Origin of the sequence: Vibrio sp. 10N.261.55.C5, from assembly GCF_041470505.1 — a bacterium.
Taxonomy (GTDB): Bacteria; Pseudomonadota; Gammaproteobacteria; order Enterobacterales; family Vibrionaceae; genus Vibrio; species Vibrio crassostreae_C.
In genome coordinates, this window is the sequence record NZ_JBFRMS010000048.1 from 16,794 (window position 1) to 35,458 (window position 18,665).

Consider the following 18,665-nt stretch of genomic DNA (forward strand, 5'->3'; position numbering starts at 1 on the left):
GGACGTCTCATGAAGTTAACCGATGATTTTTCAAAACAGGCGATAGACGCTGCCATCAAGATCGCAGCGATTGCCATGCTCGTGTATTGGTGTTTTTCGATTTTGCGCCCATTCATTCTTTTGGTGATATGGGGTGCGATCATTGCGACTGCGTTGTATCCAGTGGCGGTCGCCATTTCAAATAAAACCGGGATGTCGAAAGGTAAAGCCAGTGCATTGCTGAGCTTTATTGGTGTGATTCTTCTATTTATTCCTTTGGCGGCGCTTTCTTCTGGTATCTACACCAGCGCGACTGACCTGATGACAGGCCTTCAAGATGGCACATTGTCATTGCCTAAACCGAAAGAGTCCTTACAAGATATTCCATTAATAGGGGAAAAGGTTTATTCAACCTTGGTTGCCGCCTCGAACAATATTGAAGGCACTTTCATAAAGTATGCAGACGAAGTTAAACAGTTCGCGACGAAAGCCGCTTCTGTTCTTGGCTCGTTAGGTGGTGGCTTCATTCAGTTCATTATCTCTACCATCATTGCTGGTGCATTCATGAGCAATGCGGATAAATGCAAAACTGGTGTGACTCACTTAGTGGCGCGTTTAACGGGCGGTAAAGGTGAAGAATTGGTAGAGCTTTCTAAATCGACCGTGCGAAGCGTTGTGCAAGGTGTGATTGGTGTGGCTGTGATTCAATCCATGATGTCGGCAATCGGTTTGGTGATTGCAGGCGTTCCTGCGGCTGCGTTTTGGGCGCTAGCTGTTCTGCTCATTGCGATAATCCAACTGCCACCGATTCTTGCTCTATTACCTGCGATCATCTACATGTTCAGCGTTGAATCGACACTGGCGGCGAGCTTGTTCTTAGTGTGGTGTATTTTAGTGAGCGGCAGTGACGCTATCTTGAAGCCAGTACTGCTGAGCCGTGGCTCTCACATTCCAATGTTGGTAATTCTATTGGGTGCGCTGGGCGGAATGGCGATGTCAGGCATCGTCGGTCTGTTTGTCGGTGCTGTGATACTGAGTTTAAGTTATGAGCTGATGATGGCGTGGCTTGGACTTGAAGAGAAAAATCAACAAGAAACTGAGAAAAAACCTGCAGAGGTCGAGGGAAAATAGATGAAGCCAGTCTCTAAAGACGACAACTTCTACTTCTTATTCTATGCGCTGTTGGTGTTGTTTTTTGGTTGCGCGGTGATGCAGCAGTTTTATCCGCAAGGCCAGAAAACAATCCTATTTCTTATCATTATTACGTTGGCGAGTTCAATTGCCGGTATTCATAAAGAGCGAGCCTTGTATCGCTCTTGGTACGGGCTGTTATTGATTACGGCGCTCGTGTCTGGCGTGTTTTCATTTTTGGAAGGCTATAACCTGTCGATAGTGACGCTATCGGCGTTGGCTGTGTTCTTGTTTTCACACATTTACTCGGCGTTGAAGCAGGTGATGAAAGCCAAAACGGTGACACCCAATCACATCATCGGCTCAATCTGTATCTACTTGTTGTTAGGGTTTGCTTGGTCGACCATCTACTTGTTAATTTTAGAGATCTTTCCGAATGCCTTTAACGGGTTAGAAGAGCAAGTCTGGTTAACGAACTTGTTCAATGCGATGTACTTTAGCTTCATCACCTTGACCACAGTTGGTTACGGCGACATATCACCAGCTCTACCTATTGCTCAATTCTTCGTGTTTATGGAATCCATTATCGGCAGTTTTTACTTAGCTATCATGGTGGCGAGTTTGGTGAGCATTCGACTTGCACAGTCTCAGTCCCAATAGAGCATTTACAAATAATAGAGCACATACAAACAAGCCCGGCAATCGCCGGGCTTGTTCTATTTTATGAGCTTCAAAGTCTGTTTAAGTTTGAACTTTTTGTGGGCGATGAACCTTAAGCTTCAGTGCCTTGAATCTTCTCTAATTCAGCAATAGTCGTTTGCGATATAAGCTGACCATCCATGTAATAGGTAACGTTTTGACCGTCTTTGATGCCCGTTAGAGTCGCTGTTTCACCAGATGTATAGACGATGTCCATTTGAATCGTGTTTTCATCGATCTTAATCATCTCACCGGTTTCAATGGTGCGATTGTTCGAAATTGGGCAATGGATACCATTGCTTCTGAACCAATGCTCACGCACTTATGCAAATCGGATTCTTTGTATTCTGAATAGGTCATCTGTTTTCTCATTTCTCGCGCTTGTCTTTCATATGTAAGTAACGACTCCTGTCTGGCGATATCCCCTGAGCGCGTAATGTACGAACTTTCGCCGATAGAGATTTACCATTTTATGCCAAGTGGGTTAATAACTAGCCAAAAGATAACGTATTGAGAGAATTTAAGTACGCACCTAGATATAACCTATCAAGTTACCGAAAAAACGAGGTTATATAGTGGTATGATCGCGGGCTCAGCACCATAAGTGATAAAGAATAGGAAACAGAATGACTCACCTTACCGAACAGCAAGAAGCTGCAATGGCGACGTTTAAAGAAAACTTACACCTTCCAAATGGTGGTTTTCATAAACTGATTATCGAGCTAAGTAAGGAGTATCAGCTGCCTTTCCAAAAGGTGCGTGCGGTTTTAAAGAAAGCTCAAAAAGATGTTGAACGACAAATACGAGAAGACTTTACCAGCGTTGATGACACAGTACTGAGCCAAGCGAATTGGGTAAACATCATTAAGTCGAAGCTTGTTGACTTAGCGGAAGAAAACCAAACGGTCATGGATAAGCTGCAACAAAACCTGAAGTATCAAAAAGTGTTGTCGGCAACCGAGGGTTCAATCGCAAGCGAAGACGAACGTGACGAGTTGATTGAAGAGTTGATTCAAGCTTATGAGAAAGAGGTGTTCAAACCGTTACTGGCGATGTTGCATACAACGAAGCTGTATTGGAAGTTAATGCTGGTGGATGAGACATGTAAGATGAATGAGGAGAATCGTGAGAAGTTCAGTGATTACCCTCAACACATGCAAGCTGCAGAACACTTATATACTCTTGATCAGAAGTTAAGGTCGATGCCGTTAACTTATTAGTCCATGAATGCACTGATAATGACTCAATGGTGATTTAGAGTTTGATATAAGTTGGTTTCAATAGAAGTACGATAACCTAGCTAGCGTTAGCCGCGTGTGAAATGCAAAAAGGGCTAGGTTTCAGATCTGTTTTACTTCTACTCTATTTTGTTCTGCTAGAGCGAATTGAGGGTGACATCTTTTACATCTTTGGGACTAGATGGTGTTTCTTTTGTAGCCTTTGGGAAATGCTATAGGAGTGTGAAATGTCCTAGGGTGTTTCCGTTGCCTGAAACGATAGTTCCGATGCTTTCTCGTTCATTAAATTCAAAGTCGATGAGATAGCTGTGATGTTGTAGCTTGGGCAATATGTGGCGGTGGAGTATATCGCTATTGAGCTGTCGAATCTCGGTGACCCATGAAATCTCTTCTTTGTGTAAATCTATTTTAATCTTGAGCATTTATTACCTTTTAGTTTATTGACTGTTTTTTCGCGTGATAGTTGGTACCAATGGGTTTGTCGTGTTGTTCTGCGTGACATAACTGTGCCTTGTGTTTATTACATTTGTATTTAAGTGCTCGATCTATTCTGACTTCGCTGACAAAAGAGCAAATGACGATAGATCGGTAGTAGGATCGAATTTAAAAGCTATTGAATGACTATCTGGGTGAAAGCTGACGCAGAGATGGTGTAACGAGGGAATCGAGAACTGTCTATGTGGAACTTGGACTTACTTTAGCATTAACAGCTCTATAGATTAGAGCCAGGTGGCGAACTATACGCCTAGTTTTCAAAATTACAACCCTATTTTCAATTAAATTCAAAAATATTTTTGGGTGATTTACCATCGGTTACTGAAGGTTAAATGAGCGAAGGTCAGGGATTTGACCATGATATCTGACTGAGTCTTGTCTTTTCAGCTGTTCGTATTCGTTGTCATTAGTGGGTTTAATTGATCAGCTAATTTGGTGATGATTAAGTCTCTGTTGTATATGATCTTTACATTGTAAATTACAATCCATGATTTTGGGGTTCAGCGTTGTAATTACAGGGTTTTTGGGTGCTTTCCCCATCTGTTTTTTTCTTCAGGTTGATGAGTATTTTCCTCTTCGCGTCTTTTTGATATTTCTGATTCCTAATACCTCTCCTGACTACGCAAAATATGAATACTCACTTTTACATTTCTGAATAATAAAGTTGTTGTATCGCCAATTTAGTGCAAATATAATTGATAATAGTTCTCACTTGCGTTACAAGTTTGTTGTCAATCCAATGACAGACTTTAAATTATCGTTATTTAGCAGTTGTGTACGCCCCATGCTCGTCTATGAGTAATGTGACTTTCATTGTCATGAGTGGTGGTTTGTATCAATGGCAAAGGAAGAAACATGAAGAAAACAATCAATTCAGTTCGCCAGTTATTGAGCGGGCTTGCCATCGTTCTAGCATCATCATTCATGATGACCGCGCATGCGGAAACCGTCACCATTGAGCATGTGAAAGGCACAGCGCAGTTTACTGAAGTACCACAGCGAGTGGTGGTTCTAGGCCACGGTAGCTTAGACGTGCTCGATAAAATTGGTGTACAGCCAGTTGGCGCGCCTCATAGCTTGCTGCCTGATTACCTAGCTTCGTACAAAGATACGACGGCAAATACAGGCTCTTTAAGCGAACCTGATTTTGAAGCTATCTACATGTTGAAGCCTGACATCATCATCGCGGAAAACCGCATGCTTAAGGTTTACGACAAACTGGCACAAATTGCTCCTACTGTCATGTTTTCTATTGAAGGCGACAAGTACTGGGCTGATGCTCAGCAAAACTGGCGTGTGCTAGGCGACATCTTTGGTAAGCAAGCTGAAGTCGAAGCGATCATTAAAGAGACTCAAGCTTCTATCACAGCGGTAAACGACAAAGTAGCGTCTGACGAAACTTCAGCAATGATGCTAATGAACAACGGTAACAACATTGCGATGTTCAACAAAGGCAGCCGTTTCTCAATCATCTTTGATGACTTTGGTTTCGTGGAATCAAAGAGTGCAACTGTGGCTCCGATCAAAGGAACACACGGCAACCTAATCTCTTTTGAATACATTGCTGATGCAAAACCTGAAGTGCTTTACGTGCTTGACCGCGAAAAAGCGATTGGTAAATCAGAAGGGCGCGCACAACAACTGTTTGATAACCCACTGGTTGCGGCAACACCTGCAGCGCAGCACGGCAATATCGTTTACCTTGATTCAAGTGCTTGGTATTTGGCTGGTGGCGGTGTGACAGCGATTCATAGAATGCTTAGTGACATTGAACGTACGATTCAATAGTTACTAACCATCAGATTTTCGGGCTTATAAGAGTGTTCTTATAAGCCCTTTTTCACTTTTTTATACGGGCTACCCGAGACCTATCTTTAGTATTATTCCTATGTTGAAACCCATTGCAGCTGCTGTATTTCTTGTTGTGTTATGCGTTGCGTCATTGATGATTGGAGTCGCTGAAATCAGTTTTAGTGACTTCTTCAATGGCAACCAACACGCCAATTCTATTTATATTGTTAGTCGGATTCCTCGACTACTCGCGATCGTGCTTGCCGGAGCGGGATTGAGTGTTTCTGGCTTGATCATGCAGCAAATCGTACAGAACAAGTTTGCCGCGCCTTCGACGATGGGCACCATTGACTGTGCGATGTTGGGTTACATTGTCGGCATTCTAGTGCTAGGCAATGCTGCGCAATGGAGCTACTTAGGCTTTATCTTCGCGTTTGCAGTGTTTGGCACCATGCTATTGGTTCGCTTCCTACAACACCTCAAGTTTAAGAACGCGGTATTGGTGCCTTTGATTGGCATTATGTATGGCAACGTTGTTTCGTCTCTAACAACCTTTATTGCTTATAAGTACGACTTAGTACAAACCATGTCGGCATGGACTATGGCGAACTTTGCGAGCGTGTTGCAGGGCAGCTATGAAATCCTTTATCTCGCGGTGCCTGCTTGTGTATTGGCTTACTATTTCGCGAGCCAGTTCAGTGCGGCGAGTATCGGTGAGAGCTTCGCGAAAAACATCGGTTTGAATTATCAGAAGATCGTCTTCATTGGTGTTGCGTTAGTGGCTATCAGTGCCTCCTCTGTGGTGATGATCGTTGGTGTTATCCCATTCCTTGGCCTTATCGTGCCGAATATCGTGTCGCTGATGATGGGCGATAACATGAAGAAGATTCTGCCTTGGACTGCCTACTGGGGGGTGATCTTGGTGTTGGCTTGTGACCTGCTAGCTCGAATCGTCATCTTCCCTTATGAGATTCCAATCTCGATGGTAATCAGCATCTTTGGTGGCATGATTTTTATTTACCTAATCATGAGAGACAAGTCGAATGCGTGATTCAGTAAAAATTGCGATTCTGGCTATCGCGTCTTTGGGTATGACAGCGCTATTCATCGGGCAGGGGCTGACGTGGGATAACTACGAGTTCTTCTTGTCTCTGCGCCTACCAAAACTGCTGTCGATTGTGTTGGCGGCGGTGGCGATTTCGGCATCGTCATTGGTTTTCCAAACCATCACGAATAATCGGATTCTAACCCCTTCCATCTTGGGCTTTGACAGCTTGTATATGCTGGTTCAAACGGTCCTGTTGTTTGTGTTTGGCAGTGCTAGCTTCTGGGTGATTGACTCGATCGCAAACTTTTCGATGTCTGTGACTGTGATGATCTTGTTCTCGTTTGCTCTGTTCCATTTCTACTTTAAGAGCAAGCGAAACAACGTATTCACACTGCTGTTGATAGGCATCGTATGTGGCAGCGTATTCTCGAGTTTGTCTAACTTCTTGGCGATGTTGATTGACCCGAACGAGTTCGCGGTGCTGCAGAATGTGATGTTCGCAAGTTTCAATAACGTGAAAGGCGAGTTGGTTTACCTCAGCCTTATTCCTTTGGGTTTGAGCTTGCTTGGCCTTTGGTTGTTGGCGCCTAAGCTTGATGTACTTTGGCTTGGTGTTGATAACGCGACAAGCCTGGGTGTGAACACCAAACGACTGACTCAGATTACCTTGGTGATTGTGTCAGTGATGGTCGCGGTGTCTACGGCTCTGGTTGGCCCTGTGCTGTTCTTTGGCTTGATCACCGTAAGCTTAGCTCGCCAGATATTCCGATCTTATCAGCATCGTGTGCTTATCATCGCAAGCAGCTTACTAGCGATCGTGCTATTGGTTTCTGGCCAATGGTTTATCGAAAAAGTGATGGCGTTTGAAACCACTGTGAGTGTGATTATTAACTTGGTCGGCGGTTTGTATTTTATGTTCTTGTTGTTACGCACCAGAATTCAGTAAAGGTAGTAAGTAGTGATTAAATTAACAGGTTTAAGTAAGAAGTATGGCAAGTCACTCGTGGTTGATGATGCCAGTGCTATGTTCCCGAAAGGCGAAGTGACTTCTATCATTGGCCCAAATGGTGCGGGTAAAAGTACACTGCTTTCAATGGCGAGCCGCTTAACCGACAGCGACGCGGGTGAAGTGGTCATTGGCGATAAGTTACTGGCTGAGTGGGATACCAAAGAGCTAGCGAAGCACCTTGCCGTGTTAAGACAATCAAATAACATCAACATGCGATTTACGATTCGTGAATTGGTCTGTTTTGGTCGTTTCCCACACTCTCAAGGTCGCTTGAAAGACGAAGATCATAAGATCGTCGATACAGCACTAGAACACCTTGGCATTACTGACATCCAAAACAAATACCTTGATGAGTTGAGTGGCGGTCAGCGTCAAATGGCGTTTATCGCGATGGTTGTGTCGCAAGATACGGATTATGTGTTCTTAGATGAGCCTCTGAATAACCTTGATATTAAACACTCGGTTGAAATCATGCAGACGTTGCGTCGTTTGGCGCATGAGTTCAATAAAGCGGTCGTTATCGTGATTCACGACATCAACTTCGCTTCTTGCTACTCGGATAACATTGTCGCGATGAAGAAAGGCAAAGTGGTTAAGTCGGGTAAGGTTTCGGAAGTGGTTGAAAAATCAGTGATGGAGTCTATCTACGAGATCCCATTTGAGATTCGTGAGTTCGATGGTGTTCGAATCTGTATGTATTATTCTGGTCGTTAGATTACTGAATAACTCGGTTGTTTTGCTTTCTAGCCGTTGAACGAAAAGAGCTCCCATATGAGGAGCTCTTTTTGTTTTCGGATAGTATCTGTGTTGTTAGTGAAATGTTGCAATGCAAAGGTAATTCCCCTTGTATAATAATAACTTAACTGACGTAATATTGACTGGTCGTACTTCTAATAACGCCAGTTTGAAGTCACTCACAGATCTACTCTTCATTTTTGAAAATCAATTGCTTTTTTTCTGCTTAACCTCTGAAAACCGTTCTACACTATGGTTATAACTGTTTGATTTTTATACGAGGTATCAATGAGTCGGAAACCTATAGTGTTAGTCGTAGATGACACCCCAAGTAACTTGGATGTGTTAACGGCAATACTCAAAGATACCTATCAAGTGAAAGTGGCGATTAACGGCACCATTGGTATCAAGATTGCGAAGATGGTGCCGCAGCCAGACCTTATCCTCCTTGATATCATGATGCCTGACATTGATGGTTACGAGGTTTGCCGCCAACTTAAAGCTCAGCCGAATACGGCTCACATTCCTATCATTTTCGTGACCGCCACAATTGGTCCAGAAGCCGAAGTAAAAGGGCTCTCCTTGGGGGCTGTCGATTACCTAACCAAGCCGATAACCCCTGCAATTGCACTCCAGCGTGTGAAAACGCATATCGCACTTTATGACCAACAACGCGCGTTGTTTAGTCAGGTAAAAGAGAAAACTCAAGAGATCAATCTCGGTAAGCTAGAAACACTGAACATACTGGGTAGAGCTGCTGAATTTAAAGACAATGAAACAGGCATGCACGTTAAGCGTATGAGTCACTACTGTGAAGTGCTAGCTAAAGCCTTGGGAATGACTGACGAAGATGCCGAGACGTTTCGTGATGCAGCACCAATGCATGATATTGGCAAGATTGGCATTCCTGACAGTGTGTTACTGAAGCCAGGGAAATTGGATGCCGATGAATGGACTACCATGCAGAAACACGTCGAGTTCGGTGTTGAAATCCTTGGTAGGCAGGGCGATTCCAAACTGATGCGTATGGCCATTCAAGTCGCGCAGTATCACCATGAAAAGTGGGATGGCAGTGGTTACCCAAAGCAGATAGCCGGCGAAGATATTCCATTGGTTGGAAGAATTGCGGCTGTTGCTGATGTGTTTGATGCCCTGACCGCAGAGCGCCCTTATAAAAAAGCTTGGAGTGTCGAAGATGCTTTGGCTTTAATCACTGAGCAGAAAGGTAAGCATTTTGACCCGACTATCGTTGATCTGTTTTTCATTAAATTGCCAGAGATTCTAGAGATTAAAGAGAAGTTCAAAGATGAGTGACCTCTGGCAGATGTGGGGTAAGTGGGGTAAGCGTTATGTCATCGCCATAATTTTGTTTGTTGTATTCGTTGTTCGTGCCGCTAGCGTTAACGCTGAGGCTGCTCCGGATCAACAACCAAACCTATGGCAAGATCCTGATCGTGAAATCACGTTTGTTACACTATCCAGTCATTATCCTTACTCATTTATTGGTGATGACGGAAAAGTCGACGGGATTATTCGAGATTGGGCTTACGATCTTGAAGAGCGTTTCAACGTAAAAACCAACTTCATCAGCGTAGATTCTCATGCTGAAGCAAAGCAAGCTTTGTTAGACGGGAAAGGCGATGTGTTTCCGTTTCAACAGTTTGATCCCAGCGAAGGAGGACGTTTCCTTCAAACTGATCCTTATATCTCGTACCAAATTGCCGTCATTCTTCCTACCGAAGATCATCTCAATAATAAAATAGAGCAAGAGGCCAAAAGGCGAATTGCCATGGTTCGAGAAAGCATCGACCTAAAGCGATCTGGCGTGCAGCTTAGTTCGATTGAGAGAGTTGAATTCGATACGGCCATTGATGCTATTCGTGCATTAGAAGATGGGTCGGTTGATGGCTTACTGGCTGAACCTGTAACCACCATGGATCTTGCTCATAAAAGCGGAGTCGAGAATTTAGCGGTCAACCATGTACTTGATCGCTGGAAGAACATCAAAGCAGCCATGGTTATTCGTTCAAACGACAATGAGCTGCTTAACTTATTGAATCAACAGATTGCAACGTTTGATATCAGTAAAAAGAACCGCATTTTATCTAAATGGTTAGATGACTCGCCTTATCGCTCTCCCATTAAAGGTGTATTTGGATTCGGCAACCCGCCTTACATGTATCCAGACAGTACTTCTGTTGGCTTAGAGCATGACATTATGCAAAGGGCATTGAACGATATGGGGTATAGATTGGGTGATGTTGTCACTTTGCCTCGTACTGCAGCTCGTCAAGCTATCGATAACAACAACTCAATATCATTTGTTTCTGGCGTTCAACTTGATGACTCTTCATTGCACTTTGTCAGTGACAAGGTGATGGATGTTGATTTTGTGCCAGTGTCATTAAAGAGGCGTAAGCTGGATTTGAAGTCGGCAAAAAATTTGTCCTTAGGTGCATTGTTGTTCGATGAAACATCGCCGATTAAAAACTCCGTAGAAGTGTTGGAAAGCCAATTGAGCATTGATCGGATAGATGATCTCGACAGCTTAGAGTCGGCGTTTTCCCAACTGAGAGCTCAAAATGTTGATCTCCTGATGGTAGAAAGGCGCGTATTAACCTGGTTTGTCACCAATACCCGGTTTATTGAAATGCGCGAGATTCAGATCCATGAAGATTATAAAGTCAGTTATCCCATCTACGTGGATTTCAGGGGGGCTGAGCTAAGAGACCGCTTCAATGCCGCATTGGCAAACCTGAAAAGGGAAGACGGGGAGTTTGAGCCAATTCTTAGAAGACAAATTAAGAACGACCTGACTCCGGTTCTGAAGAAGGCCGATATTATTGCTCAAATCTCAGCGTACTTTATTGTTAATGATCGCTTTGACGAATTGCCTAAGATTTTTGACATATTTGATGCAGATAATACTTTCATGGTTATTTCGGCACTGGCTGATAATAATAAGCGACCGCTTGAATCTTGGTTCCTAGGAGATGTATCAACGCCATCATTGGACAAGAAAAACACCTCTAAATTGTCATCCGTAACGAAAGGCGTTGGCTATAAAACGCAGACGGGCAGCACCAATGCTGGGTTTATGACGTTCTATTTCGATGTGGATTCCGTGGAAGGAAGTTATGTTTATTTCCCTGCCATTGAGCAGTTTGATTCATTCGGAGATGGTGCAAAACGTTATATTTCAGATGTTTATCAATCGAACAGTTTAGCCGGTGAACTTCTTAATCTTAGTCAAAATGAACGTCAGTGGATAAAATCTCATCCAGTATTGAAAATCGGTATTGATCCTAACTCTTTGCCTTATGAAGCCGTATCGAGCAAAGGGGAATACATCGGCATGATCGATGATTACCTAAAACTGATCGAGCAGAAAACAGGTTTACGCTTGGAACATGTTGATGTCGGCAGTTGGCAGGAGACTCGACGACTCGTTGACCATAGAAAAGTGCACCTTGTGTCGGCCGCTGTGGAGAATCGTTCGCTTGGCGAGGGCGTGAAGGCGGGTAAGCCGTTATTTTCTAGTCGTTTGGCTATTGCCTCAAGACGAGATGTGAACAGCCTTGTCTTAGAAGAAGCTGCAGGTTGGAAAATAGGTATTTTAGAAGGGGGAGCCAACACAGAAGCTATTGTGGATAGTTACCCTGAGATCAATTGGTCGATGGTGTCATCGACTAATGATGGATTAGAGCTCGTCGAATCGGGTGAGTTTGATGCGATGATTGATACCGTTGACGTCTTAAATTACTTAATCGACTCATTTGGCTATCGAGGAATTGGCATCATCGGTCGATTAGACTTCTTCCTGTCGCCAACTCTGCATGTCATCAAATCTGAACCTTTGCTGTTGTCTATTGTGAACAAAGCGATAGGCAGTATCTCAGCTGAAGAACACCAGAAGATCTCTGCAAAATGGGCTGCACCCAAAGCGATAGAAAGAGTTGATTATCAATTGGTTTACACCATTTCGGTTTTTTCTCTGGTGATCCTTCTTCTTATTATTTTCTGGAATCGTAAATTAACTAAGCAGATCAGTATTGCTAAGGAAGCAACCGAAGCTCTGGAAAAGGCGCAGAACCAACTCTACAACATGCTAAATAGCTCTCCAATTGCAGCCAGCGTGGTATTTGAAGAAGAGGTTCGTTACGCGAACGATACGGCAAAACGTTTGTTTGGCGTGGAAGATCAGGCGTTGTCTTCTATCGACGTTGCCGCTATCCATGACTCGCTGAGCGTTCGTGATGGCGTGCATGAAGAGCTCGACCTTAACGGTAAAGTTGAAAATAGGGAGTTAGTACTCAGAAAGTCTGATGGAACCCGATTTGTTGCTTTGGTCAGTTACTATCTTTTTGAGATTGATGGTGAAGTCGCCACACTATTTTGGGCATTCGATATTTCAGAAATGAAGCGCCTTAACGAACAATTGGAAGAAGAGAAACAGAGAGCCGATTTGGCGAGCCAAGCTAAATCGGAATTCTTAGCCAATATGAGCCATGAGATAAGAACCCCAATGAACGCCATTATTGGCTTGTCTTATCTGGCGATTGGCGAAATATCTAATCCTGTCGCTCGAAATTATATTGAGAAAGTGCACCGTTCTGGCCATTCGTTACTCGGTATCATCAATGACATCCTTGATTTCTCAAAGATAGAAGCTGGACAACTTGTTATTGATAACGTCCCGTTTGATCCCGTAACGACCTTTAAAGATGTGATTGAACTAATGGAGTCGAAAGCAGCTGAGAAACAACTCAATTTGTCGATGGTCATCGACCCAGAGTTAGACACGCCACTGCAAGGCGATCCCTTGAGGTTGTTCCAAGTCATACTCAACCTTGTGGGCAACGCGATTAAGTTTACGGAACAAGGCAGCGTAGCATTAACGATGGAGCATGTTGACTCGAACGACAGCAGCCTAACCATGAGAGTGAGTGTGATGGATACCGGGATAGGCATTTCGGATGAGAACCGTCACAAGCTGTTTGAAGCCTTTAGCCAAGCGGATACCACAACGACACGTCGGTTTGGCGGTACAGGGCTTGGGCTCAACATTAGCCAGAAATTAGTTCATGCGATGGGCAGTCAAATTACGGTAGAGAGTGTTTACGGGCAAGGCAGTGAGTTCTCCTTTGTACTGACATTGCCACGCTCAAGCTCGGATGCGTTAGCCGACTTCAAAGCTCAAGAGTTGCAACTGGATTATCAGATAGAGTTCAAAGGGCAAAGAGTGCTATTGGTTGAAGACAATGAGCTGAACCAAGATCTCGCCTTAGCATTTTTCAGTCGCTCTAAATTAAATGCCGATCTTGCTGAAAACGGAAAGGAAGCGCTGGAGTTAGCTAAAAACAACGACTACGAAATAATCTTCATGGATCTTCAAATGCCGATTATGGACGGCTTTGAAGCTACCCGTTTGATTCGTGAATTCGATATAGATGTACCGATTATTGCAATGTCAGCCAATGTTTTTGATGATGCGAAACAACGAGCGAGGGCGTCGGGCATCACGGACTTCTTGGATAAGCCTATTGTTATTGATAAAGCGATGTCTTTGATTACTCGATACATTGTTCCTGAGGTCTTAGTTGAAGGTCGAGCGCCATCAGACACCTCTTCAGATGCGATCCAGACAGGTGATTCTGGTGAGAGTGCGGAATTGCACTCCGATCCCCAAATTGAGCCGCCTGTTTTCTCTCAGTCGAGGTTTGAGCAACTGACTTATCATGATGTGAAGCTGCAAGCCAAAATGCTTGATAGGTTCTGCCAAGGATCGCCAGACATTATGTCGGATGCTTTTGATAACTTAGTACAAGGCGACTGGGAGACGTTAGAGCGTAATCTACATACCTTAAAAAGCATGGCAGCTTCGATTGGTGGATTGCGATTGGCAGAGTTACTCAGTGATTTAGAAAGCAAAGCGCATAACAAGGCGTGTGATGAAGCAGATCTTAAGCAAGGCGAACTTGGGTTAATCGAACTGATTAAAGCAGTTGAGATCAGCTTTGATGTGTCTGGTGTTGGGGGATTCAATACGACAAGTACTGAAGAAGCCGATGCGAGTCTTGCTGATACCTCTGATTCACCGAGCATCACGTCAGAACAGCATGCTCAGTTGCTATCACTGCTGGATGCTTATGATAACGATGCAACTCAATATGTGACTGAGTTACTGGCACAGTATCCACATTCTGTTGTTCTCAAAGATGTTCGAAGTGCGTTAGATAATTATGACTTTGAACGAGCAAAAGAGGGGCTTGGCGCTTCTGAGTAGTTGTCTTTTATAAATATCACTTCAACATTAAAGCCTTTAGCTCTTATAGCGAAATACCGAGCTAGCTAAAGGCTTTAAATCTATCTATACCGAACTAACGACTCACGTTCTGTTTGATTAGCTCAACAACCGTATCGTAACGGTGCGGCAGTTTTCGGTTTCGTTTTTGAACCAGATACAGCGTTTCCTCTACTTCTACCTTTGGCGGCACAACGTGTAGCTTGTCTCTATCTGGGAAGTGTTCAACCGCGCCAGCCGGTAACACGGTAAAACCTAATCCTTTTGATACGGGTAGCAAGATCTGGTGAAGCTGATTGATGTAGCCAGATCTTGGTATCTCATTAACGTTGATGTTCGCTAAGTCTTTATCTCCGCAAAGGTCGAAATACAAAGACAGATAATGTGCAGAATCTGGGTGGGCAATCAGGCCAATGTCATTCAATACTTGCGGCGTTATCTCTAAATCAGCAAGGCTGTGGTGAACAATAAGACACAGTGCTTCTTTGCCGATGACTTGGCTTTGGTAGTAGCTGTCGTTCGGGGAATGCCTAACAATGCCGATATCGGTAGTGCCTTCGCTTAGGTCATTCAATATCTTTTTGTTTGGAGCGGCTTCTAAGTTAATGCTGAGCTCTTGGTGTTGCTGTTGAAGTTCAAGAAGCTTGGGATACAGACGCAAAGAGAGTGAGCCAGAGCAAGACAAGTGACATTGCCCAGCATAAGGGTTATCAAAACTCAGAGACTCAAAAAGATCTTCTTGGTCTTTCTCTAGTTTGATCGCATAGCGATACATAATCCGACCCTGTTCGGTCAGTTCGAAGCTCTTGTTTTCTCGAGATAGCAGGTCACAATTACAAGCTTGTTCAAGCTTCTTGATGTGTTGGCTGACTCCAGGTTGTGTCATATACAACTTTTCTGCCGTTTGGGTGAAATGGCCAACTTCAACCAGAGTCTTAAACGTATTGAGCCAAAGTGGATTAATCATACTCACCTTCAAATACTAAAGCCTATAAATAACAAAGCCAATAAATAACAGAAAATTATTATTATCTTAAGTAATGATAATTTCAACTCTAGCGTCTTAAGTAACGCTAATCAAAGTCATGTGGTGGTAGCACTTTATATTGGTATATTGGTCTATTGGTCGCTTTGTAGAGTTGCTATGAGTAACAAAGTGTTGCGACTTTGTTGAATTTTTGGTCTATTGACCAACTGTGCTCATATTTAGGAACGAAGATGAATAGAAATGTTTGGCTGCTTTCACTGTGTCAGGCCTTGTTGATGACGGGTAACATATTACTGATCTCTGTGATTGGTTTGATCGGTAAGCAGATTGCACCCAGTGTCAGCATGATCACCTTGCCGGTTGCACTGCAGTTTTTGGGTCTAATGGCAGCCACTATTCCTGCATCTTTAATTTCAGGCAAGTTAGGGAGAAAGAGAGGATTTAGCATTGGTAATGTGGTTGGCATTACAGGAGCTAGTCTTGCCACCTACGCACTGTCTCAGCAAAATTTCTATCTGTTTTGTTTCGCTACGTTCTTACTTGGGATAGGCATAGGTTTTGGCACGCTTTATCGTTTTGCTGCAATCGAGGTGTGTGATGAAAATGCCCGTCACCGAGCGATCTCTATCTCGATGGCTGGTGGCGTTTTAGCCGCGGTATTAGGACCAAATTTGGCGATTATGTCGCAACAGTGGTCGCAAGATGGCTTGTACATTGGTGCTTTTGCTTCTTTGATTGGATTGAACATTCTTGCGTTACTCATCTTACAAACAATTCAGTTTCCAAAAGTCTCTTTTAATAGTCAGGCACCTAAATCCGATCCTCTCAGTGTGATAGTAAAAGCGCCTAACTTTATTGGCGCAGTGTTTGCTGCCATGGTCGCTTATGCGGTGATGAATATCCTGATGACAGCAACGCCATTGGCAATGATTGGTTGTGGCTTTGACTTTACCAAAGCAGCGGGCGTCATTGAGTGGCACGTATTGGGGATGTTTGTTCCTGCATTCTTTACTGGTTCACTTATCGAGAAGTTTGGCTCAAGAATGATGATCTTGGCAGGCGGGGTTCTGTTCGTCGTCTGTATCGCGATTAACATTCATGGCGAATCTATCTGGCACTTCAGAGCGGCTCTAGTTGTGCTTGGTGTCGGTTGGAACTTTATGTTTATCGCGGCAACAGGTTTGTTTAGTCAGTCCTACCAATCGCAGAATAAAGCTAAGGCACAAGCGTTTAATGAATTTATTGTCTTTGGCTGTGTGACGATTACAGCGATGCTCTCTGGCTGGCTAGAATCGACAGCAGGGTGGCAGAACCTCAATATCTACGTATTACCATTCGTGTTAGCTGTTATCTTGCTGTTCGCATTCAGTGCTCGTAAATCGCGTATTCAAAAGCAGCCTGTGTAATGGCTCATCGAATGGTGGTTCAGTAAATTTGTTACTGTGATTAAAACCCTAGTATCTCGAACTGCGACCAATAAAAAGCCCTACCAATAAGGTAGGGCTTTTGCTTACGGCTTAAATAATAACGTTTTCTTAAAACTGCTGTCTTGGCTTATATCCTGTGACAACAGTACTTAAGCTTGTGTTGTAAATACGCATGACAGAGCCAGCGATGATTTACAGGTCGACCAAAATTGTCTTAGTGGTAATCCCACCTTGGTCATCGATTATCTTCAGTGTCACCTCGTGCTTTCCGTATGAAGGGAAGATTGACGTGAATGTGCGACCTCGTTTCACCTTTCCGTTTGGAAGTGTCCACTCGGTATCAACAATACGACCATCGCTGTCTGAACTTGTAGACCACATGGTTACCCAGCGGCCCAAGTGAATGTACTTCGCGCTCGCTTCTGGAAGGGCGTTTGGAGATTCAACACTCACTACGGAGCTAAATGAAGCGGTAGCGCCTTTGTCGTCGACAACAGTCAAGTTCACCGTGTATTCGCCCGCTTGCTCGTAAGACCAAGTTGGTGCCACTTCGTTACTTGTTGTGCCGTTCCCAAAGTCCCATAGGTAACGGGCGATCTCACCGTCTTGGTCTGAGCTGAAGTTGTTTGCAGAAACAGTCAGACCAGTCACATTAAGCTCGAAGTTCGCAGTAGGAACGATGTTGTGTTGGCTTACTTTAGATAAGCGAACCACACCGTATTCGTTGTTATCACTCTGATTCACAATATCGACCGCTAAACCAAACTCCGTCAGGATGCGTCCTGAATCAGGCGCTTGAGGCGATGTGTAATCTTGGTCATCCGAGAAGCTAGCATTGCCAACCAAACTGGTATCTTCGAGTACATCGTTGTCGCTGTTTACAAGACGCATTGGAGTATGATCTTTGAGTGAAAACGCTGCGTCTCGAACTTGGTAGCGTGTTTGAGCCGCTTCACCAGAGTTTGCCCACACCATGGCATTTTGGTCTGCATCGACCACGCCTAACCAACCTTCACCAGGGTGTTTACCTACCCAGTTGTCGGTGAGTGATTCGTCGACGTACCAAATGATCAAGCCAGGGTCGAATGACATCAGTTGTCCCATGCGTTTGATGTTCGCTAGGCCTTCATCAACATCCATGTGGCTGCGCCATTGCAATAGATAGTAGTGCTGCGCTTGATGGAATCCATTACTCAGCTTGTAACCATTAAGGGCGAAGGTGGAGTTGCTTTCACCATCGTCTATTGAGGTCACTTCACCATCGACAACAACAGCAAGGTTATCTAAATAGAAGCCTTCCATTGCTAAGCCGCCATCGGTGATGTATTCAAAAGACAGTTCCACTTCTTGGCCTGCCCATTGTGAAACGTCGAACTCAGCGTCGACCCATCCGCCAGATTCGCCGACAATAGCAGGAACGAGGCCCGTGTTGTATGGATCGTCCATTGAGGTAATGTTTCCTGCAATGGCTTGTCCGTTGATTAGCACGCGAGCAAAGTCGTAGTCTTTTTCAATCTCATACCAAGTTTTGAAAGACAGCAGTGCAGAATCACCCGCTGGGATCACCAACTTGCGAGTCATACTGTTTTTCAGATCATCACCTTTTTGAGAGTGGAATGAATACTCGCCCTCAAAGGGTTTCAGACTTTCAATCTGCATATGCAGTCTATCGCGTCTACGGCAGAACAAAATTTGGTTGCTACGCATTCAGTGAAAGACCACTCCACAGAGCTAAAAGAACAAGTCAATGAGTTCTACCAACTGGCAAAGCGTTTCGAAGAAAAATAGCCGTTAGATTTAATCCGAATGAGAGAAAAGACA

The 18,665-nt window shown here is 44.0% G+C and carries 13 protein-coding genes and 2 pseudogenes; 11 read left to right on the forward strand and 4 right to left on the reverse strand.

Annotated elements, in window-relative coordinates; all coding sequences use genetic code 11:
* Positions 1 to 9 precede the first annotated feature (9 nt).
* Positions 10 to 1,110: an AI-2E family transporter gene (locus AB4263_RS16895; protein WP_017061901.1), complete on the forward strand. Its 1,101-nt coding sequence runs from the start codon at positions 10 to 12 to the stop codon at positions 1,108 to 1,110.
* Positions 1,111 to 1,770, forward strand: a complete 660-nt coding sequence (locus AB4263_RS16900) for a potassium channel family protein (RefSeq protein WP_017064414.1) — start codon at positions 1,111 to 1,113, stop codon at positions 1,768 to 1,770.
* Positions 1,771 to 1,882: 112 nt separating this feature from the next.
* On the opposite strand, the pseudogene AB4263_RS16905 reads toward AB4263_RS16900, so the two are convergent.
* Positions 1,883 to 2,092 (reverse strand): annotated as a pseudogene (locus AB4263_RS16905) (hypothetical protein); the annotation flags it as partial.
* Positions 2,093 to 2,435: 343 nt separating this feature from the next.
* On the opposite strand from AB4263_RS16905, the gene AB4263_RS16910 reads away from it, so the two are divergent.
* On the forward strand, positions 2,436 to 3,029 hold the full coding sequence (locus tag AB4263_RS16910; RefSeq protein WP_017061898.1) for a hypothetical protein: 594 nt from the start codon (positions 2,436 to 2,438) through the stop codon (positions 3,027 to 3,029).
* Positions 3,030 to 3,259: 230 nt separating this feature from the next.
* Here the strand turns inward: AB4263_RS16910 and AB4263_RS16915 are convergent, their stop codons facing one another.
* Positions 3,260 to 3,469: a hypothetical protein gene (locus AB4263_RS16915; RefSeq protein ID WP_004731601.1), complete on the reverse strand. Its 210-nt coding sequence runs from the start codon at positions 3,467 to 3,469 to the stop codon at positions 3,260 to 3,262.
* 928 nt (positions 3,470 to 4,397) lie between these two features.
* Here AB4263_RS16915 and AB4263_RS16920 point away from each other — a divergent pair.
* The 6 genes from AB4263_RS16920 (at position 4,398) to AB4263_RS16945 (ending at position 14,411) form a co-directional block, all read left to right on the forward strand.
* Complete coding sequence (locus AB4263_RS16920; RefSeq protein ID WP_017061897.1) at positions 4,398 to 5,330, forward strand: siderophore ABC transporter substrate-binding protein; 933 nt, start codon at positions 4,398 to 4,400, stop codon at positions 5,328 to 5,330.
* Positions 5,331 to 5,430: 100 nt separating this feature from the next.
* Entirely contained in the window at positions 5,431 to 6,384 is a 954-nt protein-coding gene (locus AB4263_RS16925; RefSeq protein ID WP_017061896.1) for an ABC transporter permease, read from the forward strand.
* Positions 6,377 to 7,327 (forward strand): iron chelate uptake ABC transporter family permease subunit, encoded by a 951-nt coding sequence (locus AB4263_RS16930; RefSeq protein WP_136978264.1) that lies wholly within the window; start codon positions 6,377 to 6,379, stop codon positions 7,325 to 7,327. The genes AB4263_RS16925 and AB4263_RS16930 overlap by 8 nt, the downstream gene beginning before the upstream one ends.
* Before the next feature lie 12 nt (positions 7,328 to 7,339).
* Positions 7,340 to 8,104, forward strand: coding sequence for an ABC transporter ATP-binding protein (locus AB4263_RS16935; protein ID WP_372058138.1), 765 nt, complete (start codon positions 7,340 to 7,342; stop codon positions 8,102 to 8,104).
* Between the two features lie 309 nt (positions 8,105 to 8,413).
* The gene (locus tag AB4263_RS16940) at positions 8,414 to 9,439 is read left to right on the forward strand and encodes an HD-GYP domain-containing protein (RefSeq protein WP_372098580.1); all 1,026 of its coding nucleotides are present in this window, start codon (positions 8,414 to 8,416) and stop codon (positions 9,437 to 9,439) included.
* Positions 9,432 to 14,411 carry an ATP-binding protein gene (locus AB4263_RS16945; protein WP_372098581.1) on the forward strand — a complete coding sequence of 1,660 codons (4,980 nt, stop codon included), beginning with the start codon at positions 9,432 to 9,434 and terminating at the stop codon, positions 14,409 to 14,411. The genes AB4263_RS16940 and AB4263_RS16945 overlap by 8 nt, the downstream gene beginning before the upstream one ends.
* A 94-nt stretch (positions 14,412 to 14,505) precedes the next feature.
* Here AB4263_RS16945 and AB4263_RS16950 read toward each other — a convergent pair whose 3' ends face one another.
* Positions 14,506 to 15,396, reverse strand: coding sequence for a LysR family transcriptional regulator (locus tag AB4263_RS16950; protein ID WP_017061891.1), 891 nt, complete (start codon positions 15,394 to 15,396; stop codon positions 14,506 to 14,508).
* Between the two features lie 251 nt (positions 15,397 to 15,647).
* Between AB4263_RS16950 and AB4263_RS16955 the strand changes: the two genes are divergently transcribed.
* Positions 15,648 to 16,823, forward strand: coding sequence for an MFS transporter (locus tag AB4263_RS16955; RefSeq protein ID WP_017064421.1), 1,176 nt, complete (start codon positions 15,648 to 15,650; stop codon positions 16,821 to 16,823).
* A gap of 213 nt (positions 16,824 to 17,036) precedes the next feature.
* On the opposite strand, the pseudogene AB4263_RS16960 reads toward AB4263_RS16955, so the two are convergent.
* A pseudogene (locus AB4263_RS16960) lies at positions 17,037 to 18,500 on the reverse strand (PKD domain-containing protein); the annotation flags it as partial.
* A 3-nt stretch (positions 18,501 to 18,503) separates the two neighbouring features.
* Here AB4263_RS16960 and AB4263_RS16965 point away from each other — a divergent pair.
* Complete coding sequence (locus AB4263_RS16965) at positions 18,504 to 18,632, forward strand: hypothetical protein (protein ID WP_372098582.1); 129 nt, start codon at positions 18,504 to 18,506, stop codon at positions 18,630 to 18,632.
* Positions 18,633 to 18,665 lie beyond the last annotated feature (33 nt).